Genomic DNA, 20,604 nt, shown 5'->3' on the forward strand with positions numbered 1-20,604 from the left:
TCCCGGCGCCTGACAGGGTTCCCCTTGCGGGGGCCACCAACACCAATGAAGCCGCGCTTATACGCGCGTCAGATGCAGAGTCAACCACGCAAATGCAGCTGTCTCAGGCCGCCTCGTGCAGCAGGATCGCCGCCTCGGAGCTGTTCAGGCTGCGGCGCGCGAAACTGCCGTAGGTGTGCGGCTCGCTTTCGAGGTGCGGGTTGAGCGCCAGAAGCCTTGCGCGGTCCTCGTCGGCCAGTGTGGACAAGGCCGTGCTGGCGGGGTGGAAACTTTCGGTCTCCACGCCATTGGCCCAAAGCACCTGATGGCGCGGCAGCATGAGGTGGATATAGGTCACCTCGCGCAGGGCCGCGTCCACGGTGACCGTGGACTGGTTCACCAGATCGCGGGCCGTGACCAGAACCTCGGGGGTGTTGAACAGCGCGCGCGCCTCGTCGCCTTCCAGAAGCATCCGGTGGCTGGGCGAGACCAGCAGCTCCTCATCCGGGCGGTCGCCGCCAAACGCGCCTGCCTTGATGCGGATGGGCCGCAGGTAGGGCATGGCGAAAAGCCGGGCGCCAGTCATACGGCGCTGGCCGATCCATTGGATTTCCTCGGCGCCGTTGTCCTTGGTCTGCACCATGTCGCCTTCGCGCAGGTCTTGCACCAGGCGCGGGCCATCGGGGGTATGGATGCGCGTGCCGGGGGTGAAACAGATCACCCCGCCGGTTTCCGGCCCGGTCGAGGGGTGCCGCAACCCTTCCAGCGATTGGTGCACCACCCACATTTCCGTATTGCGCGGGGGGATTTCATCGACAAACAGCAAGAGGGGCGGCGTGCCGCCGCCCACTTCGATCAAGGTCACGGTAAAGCTGCGCGCCCCATCGGTGACAACGAACCCGCTGTCCATCAGGGGATCGTTCACCTTGACGCTGTCAATGTCGCTTGTGTTGGTCCGTGCCGCACCCACAAGGCGCCGCACCAGTCGTGCCGCCCGTTTGCGGCAGTTTGTTCCGTCGTCTGCCTGTTCCAGTCGCAGGACCTCGTTGGGTCCATCCACGCGCACCGCGTCACCCCGCCAAGACCAAGCGGCCCCGACACTAAGGGATTGGATCGGTGCGGAGTCGAGTCCGTCCACTTCCGTCTGCGACCAGGAGATGACAAACGCGCCACGAAAGCCCGTCTTCATTGCCTGTATGCCTGCCTATTTATTTTTTTATTAACGGGACGTTAACAAAACCGAATCACTCTGGGAAGCCCCCACGATTCGGTTTTGGTCAGAATTTCAGATCGAGACGCACAGAACCCACAACCTGGGCCTCGCGCTGCGCCTTGAATTCCTTGTCCAGCCACGTGACCCCGTAGAACAGCTTAGTGCCCTTGGCGCTTTCCCAATGCACGCCAGCACGCAGGCGGTTGCGCGTATCGGTCAGGCGGTAGCCACGCGATGACGGGAGGAACGCGCTATCGTCCACATAGGCCACATCGCCGCCCAGCACGAAGCTGAGGCCATGGGTCCGATCGTCGATGGCCTTGTAAAGCTGCCCGGTCACCGGCTCGCGCAGCATCAGGCCGCCCTGCCCCAGACCGCCGAACATCACGTCGGCCCCGGCCCGGACCATGGATTCCGCGCCAAGCCATGCCTCGACGAAGGGGCGCAGGCCGGTGCCCGACCCCACCCGATAGGTGCGGCCCATCTCCATCACCGCGGTTGCGTGGGCATCGTTGCCGATCTGCCCCGCCGTGGTGACGGGCGAGGGATCGCGCCCGCCCATGACGTCGTGCAGCGTCTCCTGCACATCATCGAAGCCCAATTGCGGTCCTGTCACGGTGACATCGGCGCCCAGCGCCACCTCGGCGGCACCAGCCATGAAATGACTGTGCACCCCCATGGTGAGGGCCTGTGTATACGGGCGGTCGCCGGCGGCCGGGGCCACAAGGTTTTCCGGCCCCATGATCTCGGCGTTGAAGCGCAGCTCCAGCATCCGGCCGAAGGCATCCGGGCGCTGCCCCTGCCACTCGGGGCCCCAAAGATAGCTGAGCGCGATAGAGCCGGTGCGCCACCGGTCAAAGCCGTCACCGATCACATCATTGGTGATCAGGCGACCATGCCCAAGGTACTGTCGCCCGCTTTCGGCTTGTGCGGATGAAGAGGCAAGACCAGTCAAGGCAAGGGCCGTGGCCAACACGGCGGCAAAAAGGCGCGTCATTTGCGTTCCATTCCAAATTCATCGCCCCCCGGCATTGGCCCGAATACCACCCCGGCGGGTATCTGACCAGTTGTCAGATGTCAGCCGCGCAGGGGTGTGTCCGATTTGCGCCGCTCGCCGCAAACCCTAGGCGATATGCGGCCCCGGCGGTGTGGTGGTCAGGCACTCGGCCCCGTCCGGGCCCAGAAGAACGGTGTTGGACACAAAGAAATTGCCGCGTCCGGTTTCCGTGAACCACGACATGAGGTGGAAGGTCATCCCCTCCTGCATCACCAGATCCGAGTCATGCCGCAACCCCGTCACCCGTGGCCCGCCCGTCCACGACGGCGGAAAGCCGATCCCCACCAGGTAACCGCAGTGATGGCGGCGGTATTCGGGCATACCGGCGGCATCCACCACCGCCTGCCAGCCGTTGTAAACGTCCCTCGCCAAGACCCCCGGCTTCAGCGCCTCCAGCGTGGCGGCAAAGGCGCGTTGCGCAAGCTCGGCCATCTCGGCGTCTTCGTCGGAAATCCCGCCGATATTCACCAGCCGCCCCATCGGCGCGTTGTACCGCGCCACGCAGCCCGCGATCTCAAGAAATACCGCCTCGCGGTGTGTCCCCTCGCCCCAGCTCGTGTGTTCCTCGGCCATGCGCGCGGCGGGGCGCAGGAAAGGGCCGAACCCCGGCGGGGTGCCGCCCGCGCGGGTCATGGCGGCCAGGCATTCGGCAGCCACATCGGCCTCCGCCGCGCCGTCGTGCACGGCGGCAATCGCCGCCTGCGTGCCTGCGTCGGCGGCCTTGGCCGCGCGCCGCATGAAGCCCTGTTCCTCGGGCGACTTCACAAGCCGCAGATGATCCACCATGCCGGTGATGTCCTGCCACGCGGCCGCTCCAAGCCCCGCCTTGATCTGCACGCCCATGCCATAGGCCAGCCCCGAGGACATCTCCTCAAGCCCCACGACCTTCCCAGCCGCCTTGCCCGCCATATGACGCAAGAGCACATCAGCGGCAGACTCGGAATCGCTATGGCCCACGAAATCGGCGTTGCGCACCATGTTGCGAATGGCCACCTGCTCCATCTGCCGGGTGATCAGGATCATGTCCCCCTCCGCCGGCACGATCAGGACATGCGGCGCGAAATACCCCCAGTGATCCAACCCGATCAGGTAAAAGATATTCTCGGGCGCGGACAAAAGGGCGATGTCCAGCCCGCGCGCCGCCATGGCCCTGCGCGTCGCGGCAAGGCGGCGGTCCAATTCGGCGTCGCTGAATGGGTTGCTGTGCATTTTTCGCGCTCCCTTGGGGTGTTCGGGATATGGTCGGCGCAGCGCGGCGCGGCACCTGTCCCGATTGCGCCCTTTCCCGGCCTTTGCACGACAAAGCACGGGGATCAGCGCCGATCATCCAGGCCACGCAGGCGAATCCCTGCATTGGCCCACCCCCCCCGGTTCCCTTCCATCAACTGGCCTATGCGGCAACCGTCCGCGCATTCCTGCGCGTTACGTTCACAGACGGCGCATCCAGAATTGCAGGGGGTGGTCGGTCTCGGCCTCTTGGTCGATGTCTTTCCATGAAAACCGTGCCACCGCACCCTCGACCGGCGCATAGCCACGTTTGCGCCAGAAGGCGTCAAGCGGTTTGTAATCGCTTGGCCGTAACGGGTGATCCTTGGGCCGCTGCACCCCACAGAAGGCCGCATGGCCATGGCCAAGGGCGCGGGCGTGATCCTCGCGCGCATTGAAGAACGCGTGACCGATGCCTTGGCCACGGTACTGTGGCAAGAGTACGCTTTCGGCGCAGTAGAAGATGTCACTCAGCGGTATATCCTGACCGGCGAAGGCCGCCGCGAAATCCTCGGCGTGGTCCTGCATCGGCGTGCCGGTCGAGGCACCGACCAGCCGATCGCCGTCAAAGGCCCCGACAAGGATCGCATCCGCACTGTCGCGGTAGGTTTGCAGGTAGGACTCCTCATAGGCGGCATCGCCATCATAGAGGTAGGGCCACGCCCGGAACACCTCGATCCGCAGGCGCGCCACATCGCCCAGCGCCGCGGTCAGCGCCGTGCCCGTCAGCCGCTCCACCCGGATCATTTGGAAACCTGTCGCATCCAGTCGGCAAGGTTGTAATAGGTCACAACCCGGGTGATCAGCCCATCCTTGAGCGAGAAAAACGACCCGGCAGGCAAGCGATAGGTCTGGCCATCGGCCTCGGGCAGCCCCTCGTCGGTTTCCAGATAGGTGCCGTTCACCACATATTCCGCCGCCCCACGGGTGCCGCCCTCGGCCTCGAACACCACCATATCGGTCAGGGTCTCGCGGTAACAGCGGTTCATATGCTCGCAAAAGGCACGGAAGGCATCCTTGCCGGTGCGCACCGCGCCTTCGTTGACGTGATGCGCCACGTCATCGGACAGGCAGGCCAGCATGGCGGCCACATCGCCCCGGTTGAAGGCGTCGAAATAGGCTTGGATCGTGGATTTGCTCATGGTTCGCTCCTTGGGTCGCCCCAACGCTCGGTGAGGTGTGAGATGATCTGATCACGGGTCTGGCGATAAGCCTCCAGCTTGGCCTCGCGCGTTTCGCCCAATCCGGTCGGGTCCATGATCGGCCAATAGACCACCTCAAGGTGGAACACCCGCGTCAGTTCCAGCGCCCGGCGCTGGCTTGCGGGGCTCAGCGCCACGATCAGGTCGAAAGACGACAGGTCATCGCCCCATTGCTCCATCTCGTCGAAGCTGCGGGTGCGGTGCCGGGCCAGTTCCACGCCGATCTCGTCGCAGACGGCGATGGAAAACCCGTCGATCTCCAGATCGCTTTTGACACCGGCGGATTGCACATAAGTATCGGTGCCATAAAGCTTTTTCATGATGCCCTCGGCCATGGGCGAGCGCACGGCATTGTGGTCGCAGCAAAAGAGCACCGATTGGGGAAGCTCCTGCACCATCCCGCCTCACCCCCCGAAATGCAAAACGCAGATCAGGGTAAACAGGCGCCGGGCCGTGTCGCTATCGACGCTGGCCTTGCCTTCAAGCCGTTCTTCAAGGATGCGCGCACCCTCGTTGTGGATGCCGCGGCGGGCCATGTCGATGGTTTCGATCTGGCTGGGCGGCATGTTCTTGACCGCATCGAAATAGCTTTCGCAGATCGCCCAGTAATCCTTGACCACCTGCCGGAAGGGGGACAGCGACAGGTGAAATTCCGCCGCCGGGTCATCGGTTTCGGTGCGGATATCGAAGACCAGCCGCTTTTCGCGAATGGACAGCGCCACGCGATAAGGCCCCTTGGGCACCTCGCGCCCCTCGCGTTCGGGCAGCGCAAAGGAGTTTTCCTCGATCAGGTCGAACATCGCCACCTTGCGCTCCTGCTCGATCTCGGGCGTGGGCGGCGGCAGGTTGGCGTCATCCAACTCGATGTGACTGATATAGGACATGGGTCATCCCCTCACGGCGGTCGTTCGCAGGTTCCCTAGCGCAGGGTTGCCCATTGGGCAATGCAGGGCCGCGACGGGGCATGGGGATTTTGCGGCGTTGTGGCTTGCGGGATGCGGCGCCGCATCGCGGGGCAGGCCACACAACGAGATTCCGTCCTGTGCGGCCTGCGAAGCTTCAATCGTCAGATCAGCCGAACCTGGGTGCCGACCTCCGTCAGGTCGAAAAGCTCGGCGATTTTTTCGTTGTAAAGGCCGATGCAGCCATCGGATGATCTGCGCCCGATCTTGCGCGTGTCATGCGTGCCGTGAATACGGTAGTACTGCCACGACAGGTGCAATGCATGCGTCCCCATGGGGTTCTCTGGCCCCGGCGGAATCGTGACCGGCAGGCTTGGGTCGCGCTCCCGCATGGAGGGCGTGGGCGTCCAGCTGGGCCCGGCCACTTTCTTGATAATGCGCGTATAGCCCAGTTTCGTCAGTTCCGGACTGCGTGGGACCGAGGTTGGAAACAGCCTGTACAGGCTTTCATCTTCCGACCAGAAATGCAGCGCGCGCGATTTCGTATCGGCGACGATTGCACCGTGTTTCAGATCGTCGAAGTGATCGCGCCAATCCATCGTGGCAAAGCTGGAAATATTCCTGCGAACGCCCTGCCCGGGGGCGGCCTGTACGGCGGGGGCGGCCAGCATCGCCGCGCCAAGCCCGATCACCGCGCGTCGGGTCATAAGTGTTTTCATGTTCTGCTCCATGGTTTCCTACCCGGTTTTCGCGGGCATCCAACATGGGGCGACATCACGTTTCAAATCACGAATGTGTTTATTCGCGTGAGGCTTCGAGATCGTGGCTTGTCGGTGCCGGGTTACGTACGAAACGCACGTACGTTTCGTACATTTCTCACCGCGCGCCCTGTTAATTTCGGGGGTGTCGGCAAAAAATACCGACGCGATACCGACGTCTTGCCGACGCGGTGCAGAAGGTGGTTTTTGCCGTTAACCCAAGGGGTTAGCTCCGATTCGCAGGGCTCACCCCTCGTTGAGGTGATTCAACCGCGCCCGCACGCTCAATCCGTGGGCTTCCAGGCTCTCGGAAATGGCGAGGGTTTCGGCAGCGGGGCCGATGGCGCGCAGGGATTCCGGGGTCATGCGGGCCAGCGTGGTGCGCTTCACGAAGTCCATCACCGACAGGCCCGATGAGAACCGCGCCGAGCGCGCCGTGGGCAGCACGTGGTTCGGCCCGCCCACGTAATCGCCAATCGCTTCGGGCGTCCATGCGCCAAGGAAAATGGCCCCGGCGTGGGTGATCTTTTCACTCAGACCTTCGGCATCAGCCACGCAAAGCTCAAGGTGTTCCGGCGCGATCCGGTTTGATAATTCCGCCGCTTTATCAAGGTCTTGTACGATAATGACTGCCCCGAAATCGCGCCAGCTTGCACCGGCGATCTCGCGGCGCTCAAGGCTCGTGAGGTTGCGCTCCACCGCCGCTTCCACGGCCTTGGCCATGGCCGGGTCATCGGTGATCAGGATGGCCTGCGCGCTTTCGTCGTGTTCGGCTTGGCTCAGCATGTCCAGCGCCAGCCATTCGGGGTTGTTGTCGCGGTCGGCGATGACAAGGATTTCCGAAGGCCCCGCGATCATGTCGATGCCCACCTTGCCGAACACCCGGCGCTTGGCCGCAGCCACGAAGGCATTTCCCGGGCCGGTGATTTTATCAACGGGATCAATGCTTTGCGTGCCATAGGCCAAGGCCGCGACGGCCTGTGCCCCGCCAATACGATAGATCTCGTCCACCCCCGCGATCTGCGCCGCCAGCAGGACCAGGGGGTTGGCCTGCCCGTCCGGTGTGGGCACCACGATGGCAAGGCGTTCGACGCCCGCCACCTTGGCCGGAATGGCGTTCATCAGCACCGATGAGGGATAAGAGGCCAAGCCCCCCGGCACATACAACCCCGCCGCCGACACCGGCGTCCAGCGCCAGCCCAAGGTGGCCCCGCTCTCGTCGGTCCAGCTTTCGTCGGCAGGTTTCTGGCGTTCGTGATAGGCCCGGATACGTTCGGCCGCCAGCTCCAGCGCCTCACGGTCATGGGTCGGGACTTGTGCGACCAACTCATTGATTTCACTGGTGGAAAATCGCAGCGTTTCAGGCGTCAATTCCAGCCGGTCGAACTTGGCGGTCAGCTCGATCAGGGCCGCATCGCCCCGTTCGCGCACGTCCTTGATGATCGCGGCCACGGTATCGTCCACATCCGGCGAATCCTCGCGCTTGGCGCTCAGCAGGGCGGTGAACTGTGCCTCGAAATCATCGGCACTGGCGTCAAGAAAAACCGGCATGGCAGGGCCTCCGTTGGTTGCTGTGCCTCCCTTAGACCGATGCGCCCGAAGCCTCAAGCACGCAGGGGCCGTTGACGCCCGTCAACGCAGGCCTCGTGATCTTTTCTCAGGATGCAAGAGGGCCAGCGAGGCCCGAAAAAACACAAGGAAATCCGCCATGAGCAAACTGACGACCATATCCTCTGCCGCCATCCTTCTTGCCTTGGGCCTGATGCCTGCGGCCGCTGATGAAATGGGCCAAGCGGAATACATGAACAGTTGCGCGACATGCCACGGTGAATCCGCAGATGGCAACGGCCCGCTGGCCGAGTTGATGACCGTTCCGGTGCCGCCGCTGACCAACCTAAGCGCCCAGAATGACGGGATTTTTCCCATGCTGAGGGTGATCCACACAATCGACGGTCGGCCCGGGATCAAGGGGCATGGGTATCCGATGCCGGTCTGGGGCAAGCGGTTTCAGGCGGATGTCGAGAACGCCGGGCCCTACGGCGCCGAAACCCTGGTGCGCGGGCGTGTTCTTTCACTCGCGCTGTATCTTGAATCCATTCAGGAGTGATCCGGCACCTTGCCCGACGGCGCGCGATAGGGGCGTGTGACATCCTTGAGGGTGACATCCAGTGCCTCGATCTCAAGCCTGATGGCCCCGTCGCCCGCCAGCGTCAGGATCAGGTGACCGCTGCCTTCCTCGCCCGGTTCAAAGGTGACGGATAGCAGCGACAGCACGGTATCGCGATCATTGCGGTCGATACCCTGACTGGCCACGCGCAGCACGTTGTCGATCACCAGAAGGGATTGCACACGTTCCGGCGCGTGGCGATCACGGCCCTGATCCTCCCAGCGGAAGCGATTGATCAGAATGGCAAAGCGCCGCTCGGCGGCGCGCCACGTCATCTCGGTGATGGGGAAAATCGCGTCCTGGGCCAGCGACGAAACAACCTGCAAATCCTCGGGGTCCATGGCCCCGAGGTTCAGCGGGGCCTCGGCCCCGTCTTCGAATTTGGCGTCTTCGCTCACTGTCCTGAAACCCTTTCGATATGGGCGCCGACATTGCCCAGTTTCTCTTCGACCCGTTCATAGCCACGATCAAGATGGTAGACCCGGTTGACGATGGTTTCCCCTTCGGCGGCAAGCCCCGCGAGGATCAGTGAAACACTGGCGCGCAGGTCAGTGGCCATGACGGGCGCGCCCTTGAGACGCTCGACCCCGGTCACCGTAGCGGTGCCGCCCTGCACGTCGATCTCGGCCCCCATGCGCATCAGCTCGGGCGCGTGCATGAACCTGTTTTCAAAGATTTTTTCCTCCAGAACGCTGGTGCCTTCGGCGGTACACATCAGGGCCATCATCTGGGCCTGAAGGTCGGTGGGGAATCCGGGGAAGGGTTCGGTCGTGACGTCCACGGCGCGAACGCGGCCATTACGGCGCGCAACCTTGAGGCCCTTTTCGGTTTCCGTCACTGCGATGCCCGCTTCGTCCAGTTTTTCGCAGAAGGCCCCCAGCAGGTCGATTCGACCGCCAAGGCACTCCACCTCGCCGCCGCAGATCGCCGGGGCCAGCATATAGGTCCCCAGTTCGATCCGGTCGGTGACAACCGGGTGCGTCGCCCCGCCAAGGCGGTCAACGCCCTGAATGGTGATCGTGTCGGTGCCGTCACCCTCGATCTGCGCCCCCATGCGACGCAGGCAATCGGCCAGATCGACGATCTCGGGTTCGCGCGCCGCGTTCTTGAGGACGGTCGTGCCCTTCGCCAGCGTCGCCGCCATCAGGGCGTTCTCGGTGGCCCCGACAGAGACAACGGGAAATTCGAACGTGCCCCCCTTGAGCCCGCCGGGGGCCTTGGCGTGCACGTAGCCTTCCTTCAGTTCCAACTCCGCACCCATGGCCTCCAGCGCCTTGAGATGCAGGTCAACGGGCCGCGCCCCGATGGCGCAGCCGCCGGGCAGCGAAACAACGGCATGGCCATCCCGCGCCAACATCGGCCCTAGGACAAGGATCGAAGCGCGCATCTTGCGCACGATGTCATAGTCGGCCACGTGGTTGTCGAGCGCGTGGCTCGACATCACCAGAACCTGACCGTCCTGCAATTGCGACACTTCGCAGCCCAGTGATTGCAGCAGGGCCGACATGGTCTTGATGTCCGACAGGCGCGGCGCATTGGTCAGCGTCAGCGGTTCATCGCTCAGAAGCGTGGCGGGCATCAGCGTGAGGCAGGCATTTTTCGCCCCCGCGATCGGGATCTGGCCATTCAATGGGCCATTGCCCTTCACGATAATCGAATCCATCGGTTACTTGTCCTTTTGCTCGGGCGGTTTTGCCTCATCTGGTGCCGTGCGCGCACGCGTTTGCGCCTTACGCCTTGCAAGATTGGCCTTCAAGGCCGCCTTGAGGCGGTCTTCTCGGTCATCGGCCCGTTTGCCGGGCTTTTGGGTGGGCGTCTTTTTTTCCATACCCCCTTCCTACAGCAGGTGCAAAAAAGCGTCCAGATAACCCTTGCGCCCTCGTAAAGAAGGGTCTAAGGAGCGCGCCACGAGTTGCTGCTGTAGCTCAGTGGTAGAGCGCACCCTTGGTAAGGGTGAGGTCGGGAGTTCAATCCTCCCCAGCAGCACCATTTCCCTTTTTTTGGCGGATTGACGCGCATGTCGGCGCAAGCGGTCAAAAGTGCCCCTTTCACCCGCCCTAGCCCCGCTCTATAAGGGCTGCGGCCCGCCTCTGCCCGAGTCGCGGCCCCAATACCTATTCGGATCACAGGACGCCGACACATATGCCGCTTTTTCAGAATATTCCCAGCCTGTTCTCATCGGACATGGCAATCGACCTCGGGACCGCGAACACGCTGGTCTATGTCAAGGGCCGCGGCGTCATCCTGTCAGAACCTTCGGTGGTGGCCTACCACGTCAAGGACGGCGTGAAGAAAGTGCTGGCCGTGGGCGAAGATGCCAAGCTGATGCTGGGCCGGACACCGGGCAGCATCGAGGCGATCCGCCCGATGCGCGAGGGTGTGATCGCCGATTTCGACACCGCCGAGGCGATGATCAAGCATTTCATCCGCAAGGTACACAAGCGGTCGACCTTCTCGAAGCCCAAGATCATCGTTTGCGTGCCGCACGGCGCGACCCCGGTGGAAAAACGCGCCATTCGGCAATCGGTCCTTTCGGCGGGTGCGCGCCGCGCGGGCCTTGTGGCCGAACCCATCGCGGCGGCCATCGGTGCGGGCATGCCGATCACCGACCCGACCGGCAACATGGTGGTCGACATCGGCGGCGGGACGACCGAAGTGGCCGTTCTGTCGCTGGGTGACATCGTCTATGCTCGCTCGGTCCGTGTGGGTGGTGACCGCATGGACGAGGCGATCATCAGCTACCTGCGCCGTCAACAGAACCTTCTGGTGGGTGAATCCACCGCCGAGCGCATCAAGACTTCGATCGGCACGGCGCGTATGCCCGACGACGGGCGCGGGGCCTCGATGCAAATCCGTGGCCGGGACCTGTTGAACGGTGTGCCGAAAGAAACCGAGATCAGTCAGGCACAGGTGGCCGAAGCCTTGGCCGAGCCGGTGCAAACCATCTGCGAGGCGGTTATGACCGCATTGGAAGCCACCCCACCCGATCTGGCCGCGGATATCGTGGATCGCGGTGTGATGCTGACCGGGGGCGGCGCCCTGCTGGGCGATCTGGATTTGGCACTGCGTGAGCAGACGGGGCTGGCCGTGTCGATTGCCGATGACAGTCTGAACTGCGTCGCACTTGGCACCGGCAAGGCGCTGGAATTCGAGAAACAGCTTCGCCCGGCGATTGACTACGATAGCTGACAGGCGCAGATTTTCGTTCCACAGGCGAAGGGAAAGCTTTGGCCAGGGACCGCGCACAGAACGATGACTACAAAGGCCCCCTGAAACGGTTGTTGATCGGGGTCCTGTTGCTGTGCCTCGTGGGTATTTTCCTGCTGTGGCGGATCGACAGCCCCCGCGTCGAGCGGTTTCGCGCGCAGGTGATCGACCGCGTCGTGCCCAACTTCGACTGGGCCATGGCGCCGGTGACGGGGGCGGTGAATATCCTGCGCGATTTCCAGAGCTATCAGCGACTGTATGAACAAAATCAGGAACTGCGCCGCGAGCTGAAGAAGATGAAGGCGTGGAAAGAAGCCGCCGTGCAGCTACGCGATGAAAACGCGCGATTGCTGGACCTCAACAACGTGCGGGTCGATCCAAGGCTGACCTTCGTGACCGGCGTGGTCATGGCCGACAGCGGATCGCCCTTCCGGCAATCGGTGCTGATCAACGTGGGTGCGCGGGACGGGATTGTTGATGGATGGGCCGCGATGGATGGCCTGGGCCTTGTCGGCCGGATTTCCGGGGTTGGGCAGAATACGGCACGCGTGGTGCTTCTGACCGATACGTCCAGCCGGATTCCGGTGACGATCCAGCCGTCGGGGCAGCGCGGCTTGATGATTGGTGACAACACCTTGGCCCCGCCGATCAGCTTTATCGAAACCCCGGATCAGGCCCGCCCGGGCGACCGGGTTTTGACATCGGGCGATGGCGGGGTCTTTCCTGCGGGCCTTGTCATTGGACGTCTGGCCGAAGATCCGGGCGGGCGTATGCGTGTCCGGCTGGCTGCGGATTATGAACGGCTGGAATTCCTGCGCGTGTTGCGCAGCTACGGATATGAGACGATCGAGGACCCCGGCGCCTTGATCGTTCCACTGGATACGGCCCCACCGGACGCGGCACCCGATGACGCCCTGTCTGCGGAGGGAGGGCCCGCAGATGGCTGAACGCAACACGACACGGCTTTATGTAAAACGGCTGGTTTATGTCGCGCTCTGGCTTGGGCTGGTTTTTCTGCACCTGCTGCCGATCGATGTGGCGCGTCCCTCGCCTCTATCGGCGCCCTCGTTTCTGGAACGCATCTGGACCGGGCCGGACCTGCATCTGGCGATCACCTTTGCCTGGGTCTTGCGGCGACCCGAGTATGTCCCGCCCCTTCTGGTGGCGGGAACATTCCTGATGTCGGACCTGTTGTTGCAGCGCCCGCCGGGTCTTTGGGCGGCCCTTGCCCTTGTCGGGAGCGAGGCCCTGCGGTCGCGCGCGCCGGGGCTGCGCGACCTGACATTCCCGGTGGAATGGCTGAACGTGGCGACAACAACGCTTGCGATGTTCCTTGGTTACAGGATCATTCTGGGCGTGATGATGATCGAGACAGGGCCGCTGAGCCCGACCTTGATGCAGGCGCTTGTAACGATCGCCATCTACCCGCTTATCGTTGCCCTGTCTCAACTTCTGTTCGGGGTGCGCAAACTGGCGCCTGGGGATATTGACGGGATGGAGGCCCGGACATGAGACGCCCGGGCCGCGATAGCGCGCAAAGCCAGCGTTTGATCACGCGACGCGGGTTGATCGTGGGTGGTGCACAGGCGCTATTCATGGGCGGGCTGGCCCTTAGAATGCGCTACATGCAGGTCGAGCAGGCCGATGAATTCCGCCTTCTGGCCGATGAAAACCGGATCAGCATTCGGCTTTTGCCACCGACGCGCGGGCGCATTTTCGACCGCAACGGCGTGACCGTTGCAGAGAACGTGCCGAGTTACCGGATCACGATGGTTCCCGAAGAGGCCGGCGATGTGGACAATGTCATTGCGCGTCTTGCCCAGCTTGTCGAGCTTACCCCCGAGGAACTGGAGCGCGCGAAACGTGACCTCAGCGAGGCCCGCGGCGACACCGCCGTGACCGTGGCGGACAGGGTCAGCTGGGACGACATCAGCCGCGTTGCCGTGAACACCCCGGCCCTGCCCGGTGTTGCGCCCGAGGTGGGGCTTTCGCGGCGTTATCCCCGGATCGGTGATTATGCCCATATCGTTGGCTATGTCGGGCCCTATTCCGAACGTGATCGCACCCGCATTGACGCCCCCGAGCAACTTCTGCGCATCCCGCGCTTTCAGGTCGGCAAGTTCGGCATTGAAGCCGCGTATGAAAATGCCTTGCGCGGCAAGGCTGGCACGAAGCGGGTGGAAGTCAACGTGCGTGGGCATGTCATGCGTGAACTGGAGCGGCAGGAAGGCCAACCCGGAACCGATGTTCAACTGACCATCGACTCGGATTTGCAATCCTATATCAGCGCGCGCCTTGCCGGAGAAAGTGCCGCGGCTACTGTGATGGATTGTGACACGGGTGATCTTCTGGCTTGCGTGTCCTCCCCGACCTTCGATCCCAACCTCTTTGTACGCGGCATTTCCGTGCCCAACTACAGAGAGCTTCTGGAAAACAAGTATCGTCCGCTGCCCAACAAGGCAGTGCAGGGTGTCTACCCGCCTGGATCGACGTTCAAGATGGTTACCGTTCTGGCCGCCTTGGAAGCAGGCACGATCGACCCCGAGGAAACGATCTACTGTCCTGGCCACCTTGAGGTTGCAGGTCGCCGCTTCCATTGCTGGAAACGCGCGGGCCACGGAAATGTGGACATGCATCGTTCGCTTCGTGAAAGCTGCGATGTTTATTACTATGAGTTGGCATTGCGCACGGGGATCGAAAACATTAGCGCCATGGCCGAACGTTTGGGCCTTGGCATAAAGCACGATTTGCCACTGACTTCGGTTGCGGCGGGCCTGGCCCCGACGAAGGACTGGAAACGCCGGGTGCGGGATGCCGAATGGGTGATTGGCGATAGCGTGAACGCTGCCATCGGTCAGGGTGACGTTCTGGCGTCCCCTCTGCAATTGGCCGTGATGGCGGCGCGGTTGGCCACCGGACGGTCGGTTGCCCCTCGGGTCATTCGCTCCATCGACGGCGTCGAAAGTCCCACAGGCCATGGCGACGACATGGGCCTGAACGAAAACAACCTGCGCCACATCCGGCAAGCGATGTATGCGGTATCCAACAGCCGACGGGGCACGGCCTATTCCAGCCGCATCATCGAGGATGCCTTTCGCATGGCAGGCAAGACCGGCACCAGTCAGGTTCGTTCGGCCGTGGTGGATAACAATTCCGTTCCTTGGGAGCAGCGGGACCACGCTCTTTTCGTGAACTTCGCACCCTTCGATGCTCCAAAAATCGCCGTATCGGTTGTCGTGGAACACGGTGGCGGCGGCTCACGGGCGGCGGCACCGATCGCCCGCGACATCACGCTTCAGGCGTTATATGGAGAGGATCCGCCGCTGTCTGCCTACCCGTCCAAGGATCGCAGGCGCATTCAATCCCAGCAAGAGGAACTGCGCCGTGCTCGCACACGTCCTAACGATGGCAGGAGCGATCGGGCATGAGTTATCTTGAATACACGGTGAAAACCACACCAACCGGGCTGCGCAAGGTGCTTTATCTGAACTGGCCCTTGGCAATCCTGCTGGCGGCGATTGCCAGTGTCGGTTTCCTGATGCTCTATTCGGTGGCGGGCGGATCGTTCAGCCCTTGGGCGGAGCCACAGATCAAGCGCTTTGCCCTTGGTTTTGCCATCATGTTCACAGTGGCCATGGTGCCGATCTGGTTCTGGCGCAACATGGCCGGGGTCGCTTATGGCCTATCGGTCCTACTGTTGCTGGCCGTCGAATTCTTTGGCACCAGCGCAGGGGGCGCACAGCGTTGGATCGACCTTGGCTTCATGCGGCTTCAGCCATCGGAATTGATGAAAATCAGTCTCGTGATGTTTCTGGCCGCCTACTATGACTGGCTCCCCGTGAAGAAAACTTCGCATCCGCTTTGGGTACTGGTTCCCGTGGTGATCATCCTTGTGCCGGCCGGTCTTGTTTTTGCACAACCTGACCTTGGTACCGCTTTGTTGTTGATGCTTGCCGGAGCAACGATGATGTTTTTTGCGGGCGTACATTGGGCCTATTTCGCGGCTGTTTTCTCGATGGCGGCAGGCCTGATTTTCGCGGTGTTCCAATCACGGGGGACCGATTGGCAAATCCTGCGGAATTATCACTATGACCGGCTGGATACTTTCCTTGATCCCGCCTCGGACCCGCTCGACAAGGGGTATCACATCACACAGTCGAAGATCGCCCTTGGCTCGGGCGGATGGACGGGCAAGGGGTTCATGCAGGGCACGCAATCGCGGCTCAACTTCCTGCCAGAGAAACACACCGACTTCATCTTCACTACACTGGCCGAAGAGTTCGGCTTTGTCGGTGGGTTTTCTCTTTTGTTGCTTTACACGTTGATCCTTGTCTTCTGCGTGTCCATAGCGCTGTCCAACCGGGACAGATTTTCATCACTGATGACACTTGGCATCGCGACAACCTTTTTCCTGTTCTTCGCGGTCAATATGTCGATGGTGATGGGCATGGCGCCAGTGGTCGGTGTCCCCTTGCCATTGGTCAGCTACGGGGGGTCGGCCATGTTGATCCTCATGCTGGGATTTGGTTTCGTCCAAAGCGCACATATTCACAAACCGAGGTAACCTGATGCCGCTCAATATCCTGTTCGCCGCCAGTGAAGATCGCTGGCAGGCTTATGAAGCGCCTTTGCGCGAGGCCTTGTCCGACATCGGACAAGGCGATGCCAATCTCGCTTTGGACATTCCGGCGGCGGAGGTGGATTACATTGTGTATGCACCGAGTTCCGAGGTTCAGGATTTCATGCCCTACACGCGCACCAAGGCGGTTTTGAACCTGTGGGCCGGGGTTGAGGGGGTCGTGGGCAACGACACCCTGACCCAGCCCTTGGCGCGCATGGTGGACGACGGGTTGACCCAGGGCATGGTGGATTGGGTCGTGGGCCACACGATGCGGCATCATCTGAACACCGACCTGCACGTCATGAACCAGGACGGCAAATGGCGCCGGTATGTCCCGCCCCTGGCCCCGGATCGCCCGGTCACCATTCTGGGCCTTGGCGCGCTTGGCCGCGCCTGTGGCGAGGCACTGGCCGGGCTGGGTTTCCCGGTGACAGGCTGGAGCCGGTCGCAAAAGGATGTGGAAGGCCTGCGGTGTCTTTCGGGCGACGAAGGGCTGGTGCAGGCGCTTTCCGATGCGCAGATCGTGATCCTGCTTTTGCCACAGACCCCCGATACCGAGAACCTGCTGAACGCCGCCCGGTTGGACTTGCTACCCGAAGGGGCGGTGATCATAAACCCGGGTCGCGGGCCGTTGATTGACGATGACGCGCTTCTGTCCGCCCTGGACTCCGGCCATATCGGCCATGCCACGCTGGATGTATTCCGGGAAGAGCCCTTGCCGGCCGAACACCCCTATTGGGCGCATCCCAAGGTCACGGTGACACCGCATATCGCATCGGAAACCCGGCCCAAAAGCGCCTCGCGCGTGATCGCCGAAAACATCCGGCGCGGCGAGGCCGGGGAGCCTTTCGTGCATCTGGTCGATCGCAGTCTGGGTTACTGACGCCCGTCAGCGGCGTGCTCAAGCGCCGGGTAGCGCGCGCCGAGTGTCGCGGCGCGCGCCACGAAGCTGATGAGCAACGCCAGCCAAAGACCGTGGTTGCCAAGTAGTGGAACCAACAGGGTAACAGCCACGGCATAGGCCAATAGACTGAGCGCCATCATGTTGCGCATGTCGCGGGTTCGTGTCGCCCCGATGAAAATGCCATCCAGCATGTAGGACCCAAGGCCAAGAACGGGCGCGACCACCATATAGGGAAGATAAGTGCGTGCCTCGGCCTGCACGGCAGGAACCTTGGCCATAGTGTCGACAATCATGCCTCCCAAGAGGGCGAACCCTGTGGACAGGATCCCCACACTGACCAACCCCCAAAGGCTACTGACGGTGGCGGCGCGGCGGAGATGGCGACTATCCCTGCGGCCCATGGCATTGCCCACCAAGGCTTCGGCGGCAAAGGCAAAGCCGTCAAGCGCATAGGCGGTGATGTGCAAGAACTGCAACAACACCTGATTGGCCGCGAGGGTGACATCGCCAAAATCGGCGCCCAGAAACAGGAAAGACAGGAAAATCGCCTGAAGCATCAGGGAGCGCAACAGGATGTCGCCGTTGACCTGCCCCATGTGGCGCAGGGCCTGTTGGTCGAATACACGCGGCCAGTCGCGCCATGCGGGGACCCTGAAAGCACCACGGCACAGCCAAAGCCCAAGCGCCAGCCCGCCCCATTCTGCAAGGAAGGTGGCAAATGCCACACCCTGCACACCCCATCCAAGGCCAAGCACGAACCATAGGTCGAGGCTAATATTCAAACCGTTCATCAACAACTGGATGAGAAGCACGGCACGCGTACGTTCAAGTGCAATGAGCCAGCCGGTAATGCCGTAGATGGCGATCATCGCCGGGGCGCTCCAGACCCGGATGCTCAGGTACTTGTGCGCGAGGTCTTCGACCTCGGCACTGGCGGGCGCAATCAGGAAGGCCCCGGAGAAAAGCGGGATTTGCAGGATAATAACCGCGACACCGCCTGCCAATGCGATCATCAGGGCGCGGGTCAATAGTGCTGCCACCTCGCCGCTGCGCCCGGCGCCATGGGCCTGACTGGTCAGGCCGGTCGTGCCCATGCGTAGAAAGCCAAAGACCCAGTAGAGTGCAGAGAGGATAATCGCGCCGATGCCTACGGCCCCGATAGGGGCCGCCTGCCCCAACTGCCCGACGACACCGGTATCGACAGCCCCGAGAATCGGGACCGTGATATTGGCCAGAAGGATCGGAAGGGCGATCTTCAGAACCCGTTTGTGGGTGATCGTCCCCGGAACGCCCTCAGCCATCCCGGCGCGGCATCAGGAAATGCCCCGAGGCCTGCGCGAAGGGGCGGGCGCGATTGTCCTGCCATGCCTCGACATGCACAGACGCATAGCGACGGCCCGAGCGGGCCACCTGCGCACGCGCATAGGCATCGCGCGGTAGGCCCGAGCGCAGGTAATCGACAGTAAAGTCGATGGTCTTGGGCAGGCGCGGCAGTTTGCCCTGAGCAAGGTCATCGGGGTCAAGCTTGCCGGTCTCGATTTCATTCCAGAGCATGGCCCAACTCAACCCGATAATCGCCGTGACCTCCAAAAAGGCCGCCGTTGCCCCACCATGCAGCGCAGGCAAAAGCGGGTTGCCGATCAGCTTGTCCTGAAAGGGCATGACCGCCGTCAGTTCATCCCCGCGCCTGTCAAACTCTATGCCAAGGAACTGGCTATAGGGGACACCATGGACAAGCGCATTGAGGGCCGCATCGCGACGTTGCTTGACCACTTGCACGGGTTCGGGGCGGGCGCGCGGCATCACTTGGCCTCCACGGTAAAGGTACCCGTGGCCGTGGCCACGGGGCGGTCTTCATCATCATCCATGGCCCGCGCCCGGACAAAGGCCACCGACCGGGTGATGTGATAGCATTCGGCCCGGGCCTTGATCCGCTGCCCTGGCGTGGCCGGACGCATGTAGTCGATACGCAGATCGATCGTCGCAGTAGCCCCCGGGTTTTTCGGATGGCTCATCGCCGCCGCCCCGCAACAGGTATCCATAAGCGCCGAGACTGCCCCGCCGTGGATCACGCCGGTCTCGGGGTCGCCGATGAACCTTTTGTCGTAGTCCATCGCGATCTCGGCCGTTCCTTCACCGATCTCGGTCAGTTCCATTCCAAGGGCCTCGGAATGAGGGATGGCGCCTATGAATTGCTCGGCGATCTTTGTCTTGTCGGGACTCATGCCTGTTTCCGCTTGGTGGTTGCCCGCCCTTTATGGGCCCGAAGGCAGGCAAGCTGCAAGGCCAGTGGTTGCCCTTGTCGCGATGAGGGCCTACGCTTTGACCCACGGAGGCTTGAGCGATGACTGAGACCCGCCTGTCATTCAAGGAAATGTGCGCGAAGTTCGATGTGACGCCGCGCACCTTGCGCTATTACGAGTATATCGAATTGCTCACTCCCGATCGTGAGGGGCGGTCGCGCTTTTACGGCCCGCGCGAAGTTGCCCGAATGACCCTGATCATGCGCGGCCGGCGGTTCGGGTTTGCACTGGAAGAAATCCGCCAATGGCTTTTGATTTATGAGCATGAGGGCAACGAGGCCCAGATGCGCAGCTGGGTAGAGCTGGCGGATCGTCAGTTGCAGGAGTTGGCCGAACAGCGCAGCCAACTGGATGAAGCGATTGAAGAGCTTCAATCCCTGCGCGACGAGACAGCAAAGAGCCTCGGATGACTCGGGCGCGACGAGCGCGGCAAGTTGAAGATCTTGACGCAAGGGCAAGAAAATTGCGCCCGGCACAAGCTTACCCTTACTGATCTTACGTAAACTTTAAAGTGACGTGACGTATCTCTTACGTCAACCTAGGGGCCTGTTGTATCGAATCTGCAAGACGCGCAAATCGGCCTTGCTGACCAAGCAAGAGTAATATTGATGACACATGAGACCACGATGACTATCCGCGAGATGTGTGATGCCTTCGGCGTCACGCCACGCACCCTGCGGTTCTACGAGTCCAAGGAACTTCTGTTTCCAATCCGCGAAGGGCAAAAGCGCCTGTTTACCAAGCGCGACCGCGCGCGACTCAAGCTGATCCTGCGCGGCAAGCGTTTCGGCTTCAGCCTTGAAGAGATCCGCCAGCTTCTGGACCTTTACGACAAGGGCGACCAGCAACTGACGCAGCTGACACAATCCTACGAGATCGCACAGGAACGACTGGTTGATCTGGAACGTCAGCGCGATGAGCTTGAAGGGGCGATTGCCGATCTGCGCGACCAAATGCGTTGGGGCGAAAAGATGATCGCCTCGATCCGCCAATCCAAGAAAGCCGCCGAGTAACCCGGCACCACG

General features: G+C 62.2%; 23 protein-coding genes and 1 tRNA gene. 10 read left to right on the forward strand and 14 right to left on the reverse strand.

The window, feature by feature from the left end; genetic code table 11:
* Positions 1 to 103: 103 nt before the first annotated feature.
* From FDP25_RS06305 to hisD, 9 genes are all read right to left on the reverse strand, one after another.
* Entirely contained in the window at positions 104 to 1,168 is a 1,065-nt protein-coding gene (locus FDP25_RS06305) for a Hint domain-containing protein (RefSeq protein ID WP_154149980.1), read from the reverse strand.
* Positions 1,169 to 1,256: 88 nt separating this feature from the next.
* Complete coding sequence (locus FDP25_RS06310; protein ID WP_154149982.1) at positions 1,257 to 2,189, reverse strand: lipid A-modifier LpxR family protein; 933 nt, start codon at positions 2,187 to 2,189, stop codon at positions 1,257 to 1,259.
* 126 nt (positions 2,190 to 2,315) lie between these two features.
* Positions 2,316 to 3,458, reverse strand: a complete 1,143-nt coding sequence (locus tag FDP25_RS06315) for a M24 family metallopeptidase (protein ID WP_154149984.1) — start codon at positions 3,456 to 3,458, stop codon at positions 2,316 to 2,318.
* A gap of 219 nt (positions 3,459 to 3,677) precedes the next feature.
* On the reverse strand, positions 3,678 to 4,262 hold the full coding sequence (locus FDP25_RS06320; RefSeq protein ID WP_154149986.1) for a GNAT family N-acetyltransferase: 585 nt from the start codon (positions 4,260 to 4,262) through the stop codon (positions 3,678 to 3,680).
* Positions 4,259 to 4,657: a ketosteroid isomerase-related protein gene (locus tag FDP25_RS06325; protein WP_154149988.1), complete on the reverse strand. Its 399-nt coding sequence runs from the start codon at positions 4,655 to 4,657 to the stop codon at positions 4,259 to 4,261. Before FDP25_RS06325 ends, FDP25_RS06320 begins: the two co-directional genes overlap by 4 nt.
* A complete protein-coding gene (locus FDP25_RS06330) occupies positions 4,654 to 5,115 on the reverse strand; it encodes an arsenate-mycothiol transferase ArsC (RefSeq protein WP_154149990.1) in 462 nt (153 codons plus the stop codon). Before FDP25_RS06330 ends, FDP25_RS06325 begins: the two co-directional genes overlap by 4 nt.
* A 6-nt stretch (positions 5,116 to 5,121) precedes the next feature.
* The gene (locus tag FDP25_RS06335) at positions 5,122 to 5,601 is read right to left on the reverse strand and encodes a UPF0262 family protein (RefSeq protein ID WP_154149992.1); all 480 of its coding nucleotides are present in this window, start codon (positions 5,599 to 5,601) and stop codon (positions 5,122 to 5,124) included.
* A gap of 182 nt (positions 5,602 to 5,783) precedes the next feature.
* On the reverse strand, positions 5,784 to 6,338 hold the full coding sequence (locus FDP25_RS06340) for a L,D-transpeptidase (protein WP_154149994.1): 555 nt from the start codon (positions 6,336 to 6,338) through the stop codon (positions 5,784 to 5,786).
* Between the two features lie 285 nt (positions 6,339 to 6,623).
* On the reverse strand, positions 6,624 to 7,928 hold the full coding sequence (gene hisD / locus FDP25_RS06345; protein ID WP_154149996.1) for a histidinol dehydrogenase: 1,305 nt from the start codon (positions 7,926 to 7,928) through the stop codon (positions 6,624 to 6,626).
* Positions 7,929 to 8,085: 157 nt separating this feature from the next.
* Between hisD and FDP25_RS06350 the strand changes: the two genes are divergently transcribed.
* Positions 8,086 to 8,484, forward strand: coding sequence for a c-type cytochrome (locus tag FDP25_RS06350; RefSeq protein WP_154149998.1), 399 nt, complete (start codon positions 8,086 to 8,088; stop codon positions 8,482 to 8,484).
* On the opposite strand, the gene FDP25_RS06355 is transcribed toward FDP25_RS06350, so the two are convergent.
* The gene (locus tag FDP25_RS06355) at positions 8,475 to 8,942 is read right to left on the reverse strand and encodes a DUF2948 family protein (protein ID WP_343031972.1); all 468 of its coding nucleotides are present in this window, start codon (positions 8,940 to 8,942) and stop codon (positions 8,475 to 8,477) included. The genes FDP25_RS06350 and FDP25_RS06355 overlap by 10 nt on opposite strands.
* Complete coding sequence (gene murA / locus FDP25_RS06360) at positions 8,939 to 10,207, reverse strand: UDP-N-acetylglucosamine 1-carboxyvinyltransferase (RefSeq protein ID WP_154150000.1); 1,269 nt, start codon at positions 10,205 to 10,207, stop codon at positions 8,939 to 8,941. Before murA ends, FDP25_RS06355 begins: the two co-directional genes overlap by 4 nt.
* A gap of 251 nt (positions 10,208 to 10,458) precedes the next feature.
* Between murA and FDP25_RS06365 the strand changes: the two genes are divergently transcribed.
* The 7 genes from FDP25_RS06365 (at position 10,459) to FDP25_RS06395 (ending at position 17,255) form a co-directional block, all read left to right on the forward strand.
* A tRNA-Thr gene (locus FDP25_RS06365) sits at positions 10,459 to 10,533 on the forward strand.
* A gap of 153 nt (positions 10,534 to 10,686) precedes the next feature.
* Positions 10,687 to 11,733, forward strand: a complete 1,047-nt coding sequence (locus FDP25_RS06370; RefSeq protein WP_154150002.1) for a rod shape-determining protein — start codon at positions 10,687 to 10,689, stop codon at positions 11,731 to 11,733.
* Positions 11,734 to 11,771: 38 nt separating this feature from the next.
* Positions 11,772 to 12,698: a rod shape-determining protein MreC gene (gene mreC / locus FDP25_RS06375; protein WP_154150004.1), complete on the forward strand. Its 927-nt coding sequence runs from the start codon at positions 11,772 to 11,774 to the stop codon at positions 12,696 to 12,698.
* Positions 12,691 to 13,263 (forward strand): rod shape-determining protein MreD, encoded by a 573-nt coding sequence (locus FDP25_RS06380; protein WP_154150006.1) that lies wholly within the window; start codon positions 12,691 to 12,693, stop codon positions 13,261 to 13,263. Before mreC ends, FDP25_RS06380 begins: the two co-directional genes overlap by 8 nt.
* The gene (gene mrdA / locus FDP25_RS06385) at positions 13,260 to 15,179 is read left to right on the forward strand and encodes a penicillin-binding protein 2 (RefSeq protein WP_154150008.1); all 1,920 of its coding nucleotides are present in this window, start codon (positions 13,260 to 13,262) and stop codon (positions 15,177 to 15,179) included. Before FDP25_RS06380 ends, mrdA begins: the two co-directional genes overlap by 4 nt.
* The gene (gene rodA, locus FDP25_RS06390; RefSeq protein ID WP_154150010.1) at positions 15,176 to 16,315 is read left to right on the forward strand and encodes a rod shape-determining protein RodA; all 1,140 of its coding nucleotides are present in this window, start codon (positions 15,176 to 15,178) and stop codon (positions 16,313 to 16,315) included. The genes mrdA and rodA overlap by 4 nt, the downstream gene beginning before the upstream one ends.
* A 4-nt stretch (positions 16,316 to 16,319) precedes the next feature.
* On the forward strand, positions 16,320 to 17,255 hold the full coding sequence (locus FDP25_RS06395; protein WP_154150012.1) for a 2-hydroxyacid dehydrogenase: 936 nt from the start codon (positions 16,320 to 16,322) through the stop codon (positions 17,253 to 17,255).
* On the opposite strand, the gene FDP25_RS06400 is transcribed toward FDP25_RS06395, so the two are convergent.
* From FDP25_RS06400 to FDP25_RS06410, 3 genes are read right to left on the reverse strand one after another with little or no spacing between them, the layout of a single operon-like run.
* Positions 17,249 to 18,577, reverse strand: a complete 1,329-nt coding sequence (locus FDP25_RS06400; RefSeq protein WP_154150014.1) for an MATE family efflux transporter — start codon at positions 18,575 to 18,577, stop codon at positions 17,249 to 17,251. The two genes, FDP25_RS06395 and FDP25_RS06400, sit on opposite strands and share 7 nt — an antisense overlap.
* The gene (locus FDP25_RS06405; RefSeq protein ID WP_154150016.1) at positions 18,570 to 19,079 is read right to left on the reverse strand and encodes a PaaI family thioesterase; all 510 of its coding nucleotides are present in this window, start codon (positions 19,077 to 19,079) and stop codon (positions 18,570 to 18,572) included. The genes FDP25_RS06400 and FDP25_RS06405 overlap by 8 nt, the downstream gene beginning before the upstream one ends.
* The gene (locus FDP25_RS06410; RefSeq protein WP_154150018.1) at positions 19,079 to 19,501 is read right to left on the reverse strand and encodes a PaaI family thioesterase; all 423 of its coding nucleotides are present in this window, start codon (positions 19,499 to 19,501) and stop codon (positions 19,079 to 19,081) included. Before FDP25_RS06410 ends, FDP25_RS06405 begins: the two co-directional genes overlap by 1 nt.
* A 119-nt stretch (positions 19,502 to 19,620) precedes the next feature.
* On the opposite strand from FDP25_RS06410, the gene FDP25_RS06415 reads away from it, so the two are divergent.
* Together FDP25_RS06415 and FDP25_RS06420 are read left to right on the forward strand one after the other, a co-directional pair.
* The gene (locus FDP25_RS06415; protein ID WP_154150020.1) at positions 19,621 to 19,989 is read left to right on the forward strand and encodes a MerR family transcriptional regulator; all 369 of its coding nucleotides are present in this window, start codon (positions 19,621 to 19,623) and stop codon (positions 19,987 to 19,989) included.
* Between the two features lie 198 nt (positions 19,990 to 20,187).
* Complete coding sequence (locus FDP25_RS06420) at positions 20,188 to 20,592, forward strand: MerR family transcriptional regulator (protein WP_154150022.1); 405 nt, start codon at positions 20,188 to 20,190, stop codon at positions 20,590 to 20,592.
* The last annotated feature ends 12 nt before the right edge of the window (positions 20,593 to 20,604 follow it).

The sequence above is a fragment of the Roseovarius bejariae genome, assembly GCF_009669325.1.
In the GTDB taxonomy this organism is placed as follows: domain Bacteria; phylum Pseudomonadota; class Alphaproteobacteria; order Rhodobacterales; family Rhodobacteraceae; genus Roseovarius; species Roseovarius bejariae.

Coding starts and splice junctions, on each gene's coding strand:
- FDP25_RS06305 (WP_154149980.1), bottom strand. CDS start 1,168: ATGAAGACGGGCTTTCGTGGCGCGTTTGTCATCTCCTGGTCGCAGACG.
- FDP25_RS06310 (WP_154149982.1), bottom strand. CDS start 2,189: ATGACGCGCCTTTTTGCCGCCGTGTTGGCCACGGCCCTTGCCTTGACT.
- FDP25_RS06315 (WP_154149984.1), bottom strand. CDS start 3,458: ATGCACAGCAACCCATTCAGCGACGCCGAATTGGACCGCCGCCTTGCC.
- FDP25_RS06320 (WP_154149986.1), bottom strand. CDS start 4,262: ATGATCCGGGTGGAGCGGCTGACGGGCACGGCGCTGACCGCGGCGCTG.
- FDP25_RS06325 (WP_154149988.1), bottom strand. CDS start 4,657: ATGAGCAAATCCACGATCCAAGCCTATTTCGACGCCTTCAACCGGGGC.
- FDP25_RS06330 (WP_154149990.1), bottom strand. CDS start 5,115: ATGGTGCAGGAGCTTCCCCAATCGGTGCTCTTTTGCTGCGACCACAAT.
- FDP25_RS06335 (WP_154149992.1), bottom strand. CDS start 5,601: ATGTCCTATATCAGTCACATCGAGTTGGATGACGCCAACCTGCCGCCG.
- FDP25_RS06340 (WP_154149994.1), bottom strand. CDS start 6,338: ATGAAAACACTTATGACCCGACGCGCGGTGATCGGGCTTGGCGCGGCG.
- hisD (WP_154149996.1), bottom strand. CDS start 7,928: ATGCCGGTTTTTCTTGACGCCAGTGCCGATGATTTCGAGGCACAGTTC.
- FDP25_RS06350 (WP_154149998.1), top strand. CDS start 8,086: ATGAGCAAACTGACGACCATATCCTCTGCCGCCATCCTTCTTGCCTTG.
- murA (WP_154150000.1), bottom strand. CDS start 10,207: ATGGATTCGATTATCGTGAAGGGCAATGGCCCATTGAATGGCCAGATC.
- FDP25_RS06370 (WP_154150002.1), top strand. CDS start 10,687: ATGCCGCTTTTTCAGAATATTCCCAGCCTGTTCTCATCGGACATGGCA.
- FDP25_RS06380 (WP_154150006.1), top strand. CDS start 12,691: ATGGCTGAACGCAACACGACACGGCTTTATGTAAAACGGCTGGTTTAT.
- mrdA (WP_154150008.1), top strand. CDS start 13,260: ATGAGACGCCCGGGCCGCGATAGCGCGCAAAGCCAGCGTTTGATCACG.
- rodA (WP_154150010.1), top strand. CDS start 15,176: ATGAGTTATCTTGAATACACGGTGAAAACCACACCAACCGGGCTGCGC.
- FDP25_RS06395 (WP_154150012.1), top strand. CDS start 16,320: ATGCCGCTCAATATCCTGTTCGCCGCCAGTGAAGATCGCTGGCAGGCT.
- FDP25_RS06400 (WP_154150014.1), bottom strand. CDS start 18,577: ATGGCTGAGGGCGTTCCGGGGACGATCACCCACAAACGGGTTCTGAAG.
- FDP25_RS06405 (WP_154150016.1), bottom strand. CDS start 19,079: ATGCCGCGCGCCCGCCCCGAACCCGTGCAAGTGGTCAAGCAACGTCGC.
- FDP25_RS06410 (WP_154150018.1), bottom strand. CDS start 19,501: ATGAGTCCCGACAAGACAAAGATCGCCGAGCAATTCATAGGCGCCATC.
- FDP25_RS06415 (WP_154150020.1), top strand. CDS start 19,621: ATGACTGAGACCCGCCTGTCATTCAAGGAAATGTGCGCGAAGTTCGAT.
- FDP25_RS06420 (WP_154150022.1), top strand. CDS start 20,188: ATGACACATGAGACCACGATGACTATCCGCGAGATGTGTGATGCCTTC.